6 protein-coding genes and 2 pseudogenes are annotated in these 12,200 nt (G+C 33.7%); 4 read left to right on the forward strand and 4 right to left on the reverse strand.

The features are described from left to right. Positions 1 to 23: 23 nt before the first annotated feature. From tnpC to OPR42_RS03190, 3 genes are all read left to right on the forward strand, one after another. Positions 24 to 1,376: an IS66 family transposase gene (gene tnpC, locus OPR42_RS03180; protein WP_264330462.1), complete on the forward strand. Its 1,353-nt coding sequence runs from the start codon at positions 24 to 26 to the stop codon at positions 1,374 to 1,376. A 75-nt stretch (positions 1,377 to 1,451) separates the two neighbouring features. Continuing rightward, positions 1,452 to 6,731: a tetratricopeptide repeat protein gene (locus tag OPR42_RS03185; protein ID WP_458694734.1), complete on the forward strand. Its 5,280-nt coding sequence runs from the start codon at positions 1,452 to 1,454 to the stop codon at positions 6,729 to 6,731. A 128-nt stretch (positions 6,732 to 6,859) separates the two neighbouring features. Beyond that, positions 6,860 to 6,988: a hypothetical protein gene (locus OPR42_RS03190; RefSeq protein WP_264376120.1), complete on the forward strand. Its 129-nt coding sequence runs from the start codon at positions 6,860 to 6,862 to the stop codon at positions 6,986 to 6,988. A 123-nt stretch (positions 6,989 to 7,111) separates the two neighbouring features. Here the strand turns inward: OPR42_RS03190 and OPR42_RS03195 are convergent. From OPR42_RS03195 to OPR42_RS03205, 3 genes and pseudogenes are all read right to left on the reverse strand, one after another. After that, a pseudogene (locus tag OPR42_RS03195) lies at positions 7,112 to 7,255 on the reverse strand (IS110 family transposase); the annotation flags it as partial. 196 nt (positions 7,256 to 7,451) lie between these two features. Next, complete coding sequence (locus OPR42_RS03200; RefSeq protein WP_265041416.1) at positions 7,452 to 8,729, reverse strand: IS4 family transposase; 1,278 nt, start codon at positions 8,727 to 8,729, stop codon at positions 7,452 to 7,454. A gap of 101 nt (positions 8,730 to 8,830) precedes the next feature. After that, positions 8,831 to 9,635: pseudogene (locus OPR42_RS03205) on the reverse strand (phage terminase large subunit); the annotation flags it as partial. Between the two features lie 338 nt (positions 9,636 to 9,973). Between OPR42_RS03205 and map the strand changes: the two are divergent. After that, complete coding sequence (gene map / locus OPR42_RS03210; protein WP_010403864.1) at positions 9,974 to 10,756, forward strand: type I methionyl aminopeptidase; 783 nt, start codon at positions 9,974 to 9,976, stop codon at positions 10,754 to 10,756. 30 nt (positions 10,757 to 10,786) lie between these two features. Here the strand turns inward: map and OPR42_RS03215 are convergent, their stop codons facing one another. Then, positions 10,787 to 11,998 (reverse strand): MFS transporter, encoded by a 1,212-nt coding sequence (locus OPR42_RS03215; protein ID WP_265041775.1) that lies wholly within the window; start codon positions 11,996 to 11,998, stop codon positions 10,787 to 10,789. Between the last annotated feature and the right edge of the window lie 202 nt (positions 11,999 to 12,200).

Genomic DNA, 12,200 nt, shown 5'->3' on the forward strand with positions numbered 1-12,200 from the left:
AGTAAGGCTAGATGCTTCAATTGTTGATCAGTATTGTAGAGTTATGTAAAAACTTAGAGCAGAAAGTAGCAAAGCTTGAAGAAAAAAATAAAATCTTAGAAATAGAGAATGCTGAACTAAGAGAGAGACTCGGCTTAAACTCAAGGAATTCATCTTTACCAAGTTCAAAAGAGCTGTACAAAATAAAAAAAGACACACCAGAAGATAAGTCAGAGGGCGGCAGGAAGATAGGTGGTCAAGTTGGACATAAGGGGAATTGCCGAGCTAAAATGGAAGCAGATGAGGTGGTGAAGGTAGAGTTACCAAATAGATGCGAGTGTGGTGAAGAAATCGCAATATCGGAAAAACCATATGTCTATCAAAAAGTTGATTTACCAGAAATTAAGCCTTACGTAGTTGAGTATCAATTAGAACATGGTCGCTGTCGTAAATGCGGAAAAAGAAGGAGTAGCAAATTACCAGAAGGAGTTACACCGGATACCTTTGGTCCTAGAGTTAAGTCAGTAGTTGCATCACTAAGTGGGTTTTATAAGAATTCAAAGCGAGAAATAGCGAATATTATGAAAGACATCTTTAACATGAGTATAAGTGTTGGTAGTGTGTCCAATAGTGAAGCAAGGGTTTCGTCAAAATGTAAAGAAGCCTATGAACAAATAGAGGAAGAAATAAAAGCAAGCGAAATTTTGCATATTGATGAAACCAGTCACTACAACAAAGGCAAATTGGGATGGTGCTGGATGTTTGCCAACAATAAAGCAAGTCTTATGAAGTTAGCAGATACAAGAGGAATGAAATTTTTAAAGAATAGTGCATTTTGTGATTACAAAAACCTGGTAATTACTGACAGATATGCAGTTTACAACCACTTCAGTGATGAAAAACGACAAATTTGTTGGGCTCACTTATTGAGAAATTTCGAGAGGTTATCTCATAGTTGGAATAGTGAAGTAATGAGACTTGGCCATTGTTTAAAAGACGCAGCTAATGGATTGTTTGTATTAAAAAACGCTTTGTCAGAAAATGAAATTAGTATTTCAAAGTTCACTAAGCAAGCTAAAGAATTACGAAGATACATACAGTACTGCATGATAAAAATATCTTATATACTTGAAGCAAAAGGAGCTTCACGAACGGTAAAGGGTATTATAAAATCCGAGTCAATGATGTGGACATTTTTGGATGACCCAGAGAATATTCCATTAACGAATAACCATGTTGAGCGACAGATACGGCATTATGTTGTCTATCGTAAGAATTCATATTTTGCACAGTCAGAGCGAGGGAATAGATTTCTTGAGCGGATAATTTCGTTGTATCTGACTTGGAAACAAAAGGAATTAAACCCTTTTCAAAACCTGCTAGCTGTTGTTTCTTAAACCACACCTCTGAACGGATACGGAAATTTAGCTTTAAGGATTCTTGATGTTATCTCTTATCTTGCACCTGACAATATTAGTAGAGAATTCTTTTTAGATTTGACAGGAAATAATGAAGAGGAATTAAGGTCTGCTGTTCGTTTACTTATAAAATATTCTATGGTTAATGGTGAACAAGAGCAAGGTGTGTTGAGTATTCATAAATTAGTTCAAGAAGTGACAAAAATAGCGTTGGTAGAGAAAGGTAAGAATAAGGAAGTTATGAAAGAGACTTTCGAGCTACTCAGAGCAAGTTTTCCTTATAATGGTGATAAATTAGAAGACTATTTAAAGAAACGAGAATTATTACCGCACTTAGAGGCATTTTTATCACGTATAGATAGTTGGTTAAAAAAGAACCCTCAAGATAAAGAAAAAATAGAAAAGGATTATCTTGAAAATTTGTTGACATGGATGAGTGATGGGTATTTTAATTTGGGTAATCCCAAAAGAGAAAAGGAGTTGCTAGAAAGGGTTTTGCCTATTTTAGAAAAGCATTACGGAGAAGATCATTTTGAAGTATTTAAAAGACTAGTAAATCTAAGCAACAGTTATCTAGTTTTAGGTGATTACCAAAGAGCAAAAGATTTGCTAGAAAGAGCTTTAAAAATTGAAAAGCAAGATTATGAAGAAGAGCGTTTTCAATTAGTTAGAACACTGGTAAATCTGAGTATCAGCTATCGAGCTTTAGATGATTATCAGACAGCGAAAGAGTTACTAGAAAGGGCCTTTCCCATTTTAGAGAATCATTATCGGGAGGATCGTTCTTCATTAGCTCAAGTACTAATAAACCTGAGTATTGCTTATGGATCTTTAGGTGATTATGAAAGAGCGAAAAAGTCAATAGAAAGAGTATTCTCTATTTTAGGTGACAATTATGAAGAAGAGCACTTTGAGTCAGCTAAAATGTTAGTAAATCTTAGTATTGCTTGTAGAGGTTTTGGTGATTATCAGACAGCAAAAGAGTTACTAGAAAGGGCACTACCTATTTTAGAAAATTATTATGGAGAAGATCATTTTCAGGTAGCTATAGCTAAAACAAATCAAGGTATCACTTATATAGCTTTAGATGATTATGGAAGAGCAGAAGAGTTGCTAGAAAGAGCTTTGCCTATTTTAGAGAATCATTATGGAGAAAATCATGTTGAAGTAGCTAAAATATTAGTAAATTTAAGTACCATCTATAGATACTTTGATAATTATCAAGGAGCAAAAGAGTTGCTAGAGAGAGCTTTACCTATTTTAGAGAAGCACTATGGGGAAGAGCATTTTGAAATAGGTATGATTCTGGAAAGTTTAGGCACTGATTATATAGCCTTAGGTGATAATCAGGAAGCAAAAGAGGTGCTAGAAAGAGCTTTATCTATTTTAGAGAAATATCATGAAAGAGATCATGTTGAAGTAAGTAAAATATTAGTAAATTTGAGTATCGCCTATAGAGGTTTAGGTGATACTCAGGGAGTAAAAAAGTTGCTAGAAAGGGCTTTACCTATTTTAGAGAAGCATTATGGAGAAAATCATTTTGAAGTAGCTATAGCCTTAGAAGATTTAGCTATTGCCGATGGAGCTTTAGGTAATGTTCAGAGAGCAAAAGATTTACTAGAAAGGGCTTCTGCAATATATCAAAGGAGTAAAGTTGAAGAATGTTTGCCGAGTACGAGTTCATTAAGGAACAGAAGAGAAGCAAAAATTGGGAAATGTGAACTGTCTTGGGAAGACGTAGATGAATTCAATACAGAAAAGGATGAGAAAAGAGATTTTAGTAAAATTAAAATAGATAGTAAAAAGTTTATTGACTATATAAAAGATGTACCAGAAAAAAAACGTTCTCAGCTAATTGAGCTAGCAGGTAAAGTTGAAGTTACAGGTGAGTTTCATGATTTAATCAATAAGCTTACCAGTAATCAGAAGGTTATGAATCATTTAAATAGAGTAAAAAAAATCTCTAGCATAACTATGCATGGAATGATGGCTAAAAATATTTTAGCTGATTTTTTAAACAGAGATTATCAGGGTGTAGCAATTAATATTGGTTTTATAGCAGGTGGTCAAGGATTTGCTAAAGTTGCTGAAGTTGCATCTCGTAAAGGATTAAATTTACTCTCAGAAGGAAAAGCATTACTCGGTAAATCTTTAAGAGTAGCATCTTCTTTTCTTGCTCGTGGTACTTCTACCTTTGTTGTTTATGATCTGGTAAATCAGGTAGAAGCATTTAGAAACGGTACGGAAGAAGAATTAGTTGGCGTAGTAGGAGATAGTATTTACCTAGGTGTTAATACTGCAGAGATTGGCATCGAAGTTGCTGAAGGTTTTGAAATATTAGAAGGAATATCAAGTGTTACTGGACTAATTGGAGCAGAAATTGGAGATGTAGTATTTATTGGTACTGATGTTTACATGGCAGTAAAGAGAGTTGATAAGATTGATCAATTGATTCACTTAAGTGGAAGAGAAAAATTTATTGAAGGATTGCGTGCATTTATAGGTATGCAACCTGAACAATATATAGAAGAATTAATAGAAGAAAAACAACTTTACAACCAATTAGTTAAGCAAGGATTTGAGTATTTGAAGCAGCATAATGATATTCAAAGTTATGTATTCCCTACTGGTCAATCAGTTGTTAGTTCTTGTCGTCAGGTGCCATACCAAGTGCTTCAGTGTGATGGCGCTGGATTTGGAGAATTATGCATGAGAAGAATTAATGTTACACTTTACACTGAAGAATGCAAAGTTAAGTTTAAGATAGACTTAGACAGTAAAGTACTGCTTGATGGAAAAGGAACCGATATAAAATGGAGTAGAGCAAGGCCGAATAATCCAAGTGGTGGAAAATTGTTTTGTTTCTCGCAGGGAAATGACGAACCTGCTCCAAATTATGGGTCATATTTATGCGAAAATGCGATTGGTTTATCTAATAACAAGATAGAAGGATATAATCTAATTAATTTAGGAGAAGGTGAAGATTATGCCAGGGGATTTAAGGATAGTCCGAACGTATTTGTAGTGAATGATGGGTCTAAAGAATATTATGGGGGAAATAAGAATGATATCTTTGTTTTGCAGGGAGATCTGATAGAAGGGTCTTTGTACGGAGAGGATGGAATTGATACCTTAGATCTGACTGAATTTGCTCAAGAAGCTGTAAGTGTGAATGTGTATTTAAATACAAATATTGGCACTATTATGTACAACAGATATGGTTATTCTGGATTTCAAATTAATTCAGTAGAAAGAGTGCTTGGTAGAAAAGCTAAGGCAGATCATATATTTAGTGCATGTGAAACTAAATTCTTGGATGGTAATGGTGGTAAGGAAGATCAACTTGATTATTTGGAAATAAAAGATAATAACTGTGTCTATGATATACAAGTAATAGTTAGAAATTACACTGAAGTAAATAATCTAGCACTCAAAGGTAACTTTAACTATATTGTACCATTTCAAAAAGGTAGTGCATCTGTTAAATTACTTGCTAATTTCGAAAATAACCATAGGTTTATATTCGACTACTTGCTTGCTGATATTCAGAGTATTGATATTAAAGATCACAATAGTATAAAGTTCAATTTTTTTCCAAAAGTTGCAAATGGAAACTTTAGTATAGCTATCTCATATAACATAATGAACAATATAATCTATCAATTAAAAGACAGTGCTGAAATAAAAGTAGGTAAGGAAAGAAACTTGTATGCAATACAGAATACTAATAAAACTATTGATGAAATTATAGAAAGTTACCCAGCTATAGCGAATAAACTCAATATGACTATCGCTGTTCAAGATGGTGATGAATCTATACTTGTTGGCTATGGGAAGTGTGAGGTAATTTACAATAATCCAATCTATAACAGTCACTTAATTGGAAATGGTGGTAAAAACATATACGTAATTACTATAGCCTCAGGTGAGCAAAGATATGAACATAATATTTTTTCTATGCCACAAATAAACATCTACAATCCTGATCAAGCAAGTTCTATAGATACGTTAGATTTACGTAACGTGATAAAAATAATACAAGATGATTTGAAAATACATATTAATCTGCCAAGAATTTTTCAAGATGGAAATGATTTGCTAGTTAGGTTAGAAGCAGAAATGGGACAAAGTTTTTTATTAGAAGTGCTAACAGTAAGATTAAAAGACGGTTTGGATTGGTATGAAAATCTTCATATTATCTCAGATAGTGCGCCTATGAAAATAAGTTCTGAATTAGAATTAAAACCACTACCTTTGATCTTTGACAAAGATAAAGAAATTATTGTGGTAACCGATCAAGATGTGGAGAAAGATGCTGAGCTTATCACGCCTAGAAAAGGAGGAAACAATACGTTTGTTCGTAGTAATGGTCATGATCTAATAATAACTAATGCTTTTGATTCGACTATTACTAAAGATGATTTTTGCAGTATTACACTTAGTAAATTCTATAAAACACCTAAAATGAAAACGTTATCAATAAAATTTACTGATAAAGAGATAGTATTAAAAGATCATGAGAAGGAAATAAGTGCTGCAAGATACTTGGATATTGTAAAAAGAGAGTATAAGGATCAAGTGTACGATGATGTGTTTACAGAAGTCATGTTATCTGATCAACCTCATAGACATAGGCAGCACATTAGAAACCGTAGAAGTGAGTACACAATGAGTAGTGGTACAAGACGACCATCTTCATGGATAAATGATTTATTTGGTTGGGTAAAAAGCTCTATAGGTGGGTTATTAGATTCCAAATCAAGTACTACAACTAAAAGTCCAATCTCACAAGTAGATGCAAAAATGGATGTAAATGGTACGATAATGTTACTTGATGTGCTTGTAAGAAAGTTTACGGGTAAACAATATATACCTGCAGTAGATCAATCTATACCTTTATTAGAAGCAAGAGGTTATGCACTAAATATTACACATAGATTTGAGAAAGTGTTAAATAAAACTGCTATTAAGTCAGGAATATCAGTGACAAATCTAAACTTTGATCCCATGGCAGTGCAATCAGCTATAATTGAAAAAATAATAAATGGAAAAATAACAAATAGAAGATTTTCTGAAATAGCAGAAACCCTATATTCATTTGGAAAAGAAGCATGTCCAGAATTTAAACAAACTGATAAGTTTCTAGATCATTTAAAGAGTAACTTAGAAGAAGTTTTAGCTAAGGAAGAAATTATGATACTACAGCAGAAAGTAGAAAAGCCTTCTAAAGTTTTAGGTCAGAAAGTTTCAAGGAAAGTAGAGTTATCTAAAAAGCCTGATACATTCTTAAATGGAACATCAGTAGTTAAAGGAATAAGCAGAGGGATAAATTGAGGGAACTATGAGGTCTTTTCTGCCTGTAACTGTTTGATATCATCGAAAGAAAGACCGGGAGTGTTAAATAAAGTGTGTCAAACCGAAAAGTAAAATATTACAATTAATATAAAACCGAGGTTTTACACATGAGTGAAAAAATGGCAAATAAATATGTTGGATTAGTAGACTATCAAGAACTAGAGTCAAATATTCTGTCATCTATACGAGAAGGTAGATACCGTCTTGTCAGTCAACAAGAAAATTATAGAAATTGAATCTTAAGCTGTATTACGAAATCAAAAAATACTTTCTATCAACATATACACTAACCAACTACATTAAATAAATTTGTGTAAAATGCTATTTTACATAAGATAGAAAGTACGCATTTTTTGATTTTAAAGTACTAAATTCTCCTCCAACCGCTTTGCCCTGTAATTCTTGATATGGTCAGGATTAAAAGCACTTTTGGATTTTAGAACACCGAAAATGATATGGAGTAGCTTACGCATTGCAGCACCAACGATAGCCATATTATGCTTCACTGCCATTAAGTTAAGGGAAAGAGAAGTTAAGATTGGACAAAAAATTTGAAGTGATTGATAATTATGGTAAATACTAGGGTGAATTTTTAAGAAAAGGGAGTCTGAAAAGTGCAAGTTATTTAAAAAAGTAATAATTGCAGGTTATTTTGCAAAGAATGTACTAATGCAATGATACTGAAAAGATATCTTGAATTTAAAACACATGTTTTCTAGCTCTTTTCTGGTAGTTGAGTGAACGAATATCAGATATCTTATGACGATCAACTCTTCTCCCTTTTCTCACCACTAAAGTGTTCATCAAAAATAACTGTGATAGTCGATACATAATGCAGTCTATGTCTGACTCTGTAGAAAAAATATCAAAGGCTAAGTTTTTAATCGCATTAAATGAGACAGATTTATTGATGCTTTTTTTTAGTTTACTATTCTGTGAGCTCAATGTCTCTTCATCATCTTCTATCATGATACTTTCTAGATTACTGATGAAGATAGTTGACCAAAAATCCTGCTTGATAGTTTCAATACTTTTTCCTGTGAAATTCTCTAAATTTAATCTTCCCTTCAGCCTAGAAAAAAATGTTTCTACTCCCCAGCGCAAGTAATATAATCTCTCAAACTCTTCAACTGTAAAACGTTTCTCATCTAACAGAGATGTTACTAACACTTCAACTTCGCCAGAAGAAAGTATTATTTTGACTAACCTGAATTTCATCTCATCAGGTAATCCTAGCTTTCGTAGCTGTCTTGCTACTTTAATAGGTGCGGTAGACACTACCACCGTACTAGATGGGCTTTCCGGCTTAAACATAGTGTTTATTTCATTGAAAGACGAACTTGAACAGCGAATTATATAATTGATTTTCCTTCCTGTAAGCTCAGCAAGAAATCGATAAGATACGTATCCTCTATCACAGATTAACAAATCGTCTGATTTTATGGATTCAAGCATACCGATTGCTAAATCAACCTCATAGCTGTCACCTCTACTTAGCACAGATTTTATTGCAATATTATTTAGCACATCGTAGCAAACTTCAAAGGTTGCACTTGTATAGTCTTCAAATCTCTGGATTCCATTCCATACTGCTCTTGAGCCAAACTCACCTATTATTTTGTCGCTCTTTGGCAGAATCAGTATTGAAGCATCAAATGCAAGTACTCTGAAGCCATGGTGGGTTTTAAATTCCTGATCTTGGTAGTATAGGGAAACTATATCATCATTTAACTCTGAAAACGCAGTATGTTTTAGCTTCTTTCTTGCTTGAGTAAATGCACTTGCCGTAATTGTATAATCTTTTCTTGTATGCAGAACAAACTCATTAAGCATCACTTGTAATGACTTTACACTCTTTCTAAAAATCAGGAGAAATACATTAACGAAGGGCAGCTTTCTTTTTCGTGAGAAGTCTTTTGAGGATGCTCTGTGTGCGTTTATAAAGTTTAAACTCATCAATTTATTTTTTATAAACATGATTATTCTTTTTTTTACTCATGTCATTACTTCTTTTAATTTGTGAATCTTACCTGATTTTATAATACAGTTCATCACTTTTCCTTAACTTAATGGCAGTGATATAGCAGCTGACCTTCCTTTTTTAAGTATAAAATCCTTGAAGATGTAGCGCCTGTTGAGCTTTTGCACTCATTTGTAGTTACTTGAATAATAGGAACAGGAGAAGGGAGAATTGATCTTTTGATTGAATAGATAATTTCCTTATTTTCAGAGATCATTGGCAAACAAATATGATGCCATATATTTCTTGGTTTGGAGAGAAGATGCCCAGTTAAATCCTCCCTATGTAGTCTGTGCATCACAACAACGATAACTCCTTTTTTCCTGTCATTGAGCCTAGTTACTAAAGTCTGATCAAACCAATTTGTAGCACGTTTTCTAAACGTTTCACTCAAAGCTTGAGAGGAACTCAGTGGATCATCCACAACGATAAAATCACCACCTTCACCAGTTAATGTTCCACCAACAGATGTTGCAATCCTACATCCTCTCTGCACTGTTTGAAATTTATATTTAGTGTTCTGGTCTTTACATAGCTCTACCTCTGGAAATAGCGCTCTATACCAACTAGACTGCATTACGCACCTGGTGTCGAGCGAATGCTTTTCGCTAAGCCGCTGAGAATAGCTTGCAACTATTATTCTTGCAGTTGGCTGATTACCGAGTATCCATGCGGGCCATGCAACACTCACGCACATAGACTTCATTGAGCGCGGAGGGCATATTGAATATTATTCGCTTCACTGTGCCAGTACCTGCTGCTTCAAGCCTGTCTGCTATGATTTTTATATAATGATAATTGTTATACTCACACCCCGGCATTACCGTTTGAAAGCATAGTTCGATAAATTTTAAAAAGTTCATGTTAGTCTCCTATAGTGTTAGTGGAATTTACTTTATGGTGGTGTCAGCCTCTTTGGTTTCATCTCAGCGTCCTTTTTCTTGTCATCCAAGTAGCCCTTTCCTTGTCATTCCAGTGCTTGACACTGGTTCACCTTATGATGGTGTTATTCAAGTAGCCTCTATCCAAGTGCCCCTTTGGTGTCATCAGAGTAGCTGACACTGGGATGACAGGAAAAAAAGGCATTCTGATGACACTATTTTTTGTACTTTTGCATTCAATATTCGTACAATTATGTGTCAAGCAGTGGAATGACATTATCTACTATGCAAGATGTGAATTATAATAAGAAATGGAAAATATGAACATAACTATACATTCACAAGAAGATTTTGACTTTATGCGTAAAGCTGGCAGGCTTGCAGCTGAAACCCTTGATTTTATTGCACCATACGTCAAAGTAGGCGTAACAACTAATGAATTAAATGATCTATGTCATGATTTTATAATCAATGCAGGTGCAATTCCAGCACCACTGAATTATAAGGGATATCCGAAATCAATTTGTACTTCGAAAAATGCTGTTGTATGTCATGGTATTCCTGATGATAAACCTCTTAAAGATGGAGATATTTTAAATATTGACGTTACAGTGATTTTAAATGGCTGGTATGGTGATACAAGTCGCATGTTTTGGACCGGTAAACCCTCAATAAAAGCAAAGCGTTTGTGTAATGCTGCCTACAATGCGCTAATGGAAGCGATAAAACAAGTTAAGCCCGGCAATAAGTTAAATGAAATAGGATTTGCTATAGAAAAATATATTGAAGATTTTGGATATTCTATCGTACGCAATTATTGTGGACATGGCATAGGAAAGGTTTTTCATGCTCCACCAAATGTTGTACATTTTTATGATGAAGGTGAGGATCTTATCTTAAAAGAAGGCATGTTTTTTACGGTAGAACCAATGATCAATGCTGGAAAACATGAAACTCTGCTCAGCAAGCTAGATGGCTGGACAGTGACAACACGTGATCTTTCACTTTCTGCACAGTTTGAGCATACGCTTGGAGTCACAAAAGATGGAGTTGAAATATTTACACTATCACCTAAAAATTGGCATTTTCCACCTTATGATTAGATTTTTTAAACACTTGGTTTTTGAAAAAATCTAACTCTTAACTTGTGATATAGCAACTAACCCAATTAATGCACAGAAAATCATGTAAAAACTTGCTAAAGTTCCTTGTCCTGTAACTTTGATAATAGTTGTGCATATAAATGGTGCAAGACCACCAAAAAATCCCGAAGCTATATTTCTTGATAAACCAAATCCACTGTATCGTACCTTTATTGGGAATAATTCGCACATAAACGCGCTAACAGGACCAAGAGAAGCAGCTATTGGGATTATAAAAAGAACGTGCGCCATTATGGTGAGCAAATTATTACCACTTAGTATCATTGAAAAAACTGGATAACTTACTACTATAAAAGTCACAAATGCAAATTTCATGACTCTTTCTCTCCCTACCTTATCAGAAAGTATTGCAAATAGTATAGTCAATCCTCCAAGTGCAACCTGATTCAATATTTCTACTGCGTGATTAAAGTGAGTGTTTATTGTTGATGCAAGTAGATTAAAAAACACTAAATATATGTAAAGAGATGCATTCTCAACTATGTCAACTCCAATTGATATTAGAAAAGGTTTTTTATAGCCATTTAACAGTTCTTTTAACGGTAATTCATGTGGCTTTTCCTGCTTTTTATATTCTGGGCTTTCATCGAGTATATATCTCATATATATACTGATTAATCCTATTACAAAACTGAAAATAAAAGGCAATCTCCATCCCCAAGATTCAAAATCGGATACTTTTTTGCATATAAGCACCACTATAAGACTTAATATTGAGCCAAGAATTGCGCTCAATACTTCAATACTGCCAAAGAATCCTCTTTTATTTTTAGGAGCATGCTCTATTAAAAATGGGGCATTTCCTGCCTCTCCTCCAAGAGATATACCCTGCAATAATCTTAAACATACCACCAGTACTGATGCGAGTACCCCAATGTTCTGATACCCTGGAACAAATTCAATAAGTACGGTTGATAGAGTCATCAATATGATAGAGAGAAATAGAGCAATCCTTCTTCCATATTTATCGCCAATGTGGCCAAATATAGCAGCACCAATTGGTCTTATTAAGAAACCCACTGCAAATACTCCAAAAGCTTTAAGTATGCTGACTAATTTGTCGTCTGATGGAAAAAACACATCTCCGATTATGCTTATTAGATGGCTGAAAAGCATGTGATCATACCACAACAAAGTGTTACAAATTAAACTTGATAGTATTACTTTTGTTATTTGTTGCACGAAATCTTCCGTAATTTGTTTGATATTATAGTAATATTACTTACTTTTTCAAACGTGAATTATGTAAATGTTATATTAATAATATTATCTTATTAAATTTTTATATCGTTGATTATATTTAAATATTCTTATACTATACCTATATATTTCCATATATTTTTTGGCGAGAAAGTTATTTTAATTTAAGTGCACAAAGTCTCTT

The sequence above is a fragment of the Wolbachia endosymbiont (group B) of Melanostoma mellinum genome, assembly GCF_947251465.1.
GTDB lineage: Bacteria > Pseudomonadota > Alphaproteobacteria > Rickettsiales > Anaplasmataceae > Wolbachia.

Bases quoted from the DNA above. Each gene is read 5' to 3' on its own strand.
- OPR42_RS03190 (WP_264376120.1), top strand. From the start codon at position 6,860: ATGAGTGAAAAAATGGCAAATAAATATGTTGGATTAGTAGACTATCAA.
- OPR42_RS03200 (WP_265041416.1), bottom strand. From the start codon at position 8,729: ATGTTTATAAAAAATAAATTGATGAGTTTAAACTTTATAAACGCACAC.
- map (WP_010403864.1), top strand. From the start codon at position 9,974: ATGAACATAACTATACATTCACAAGAAGATTTTGACTTTATGCGTAAA.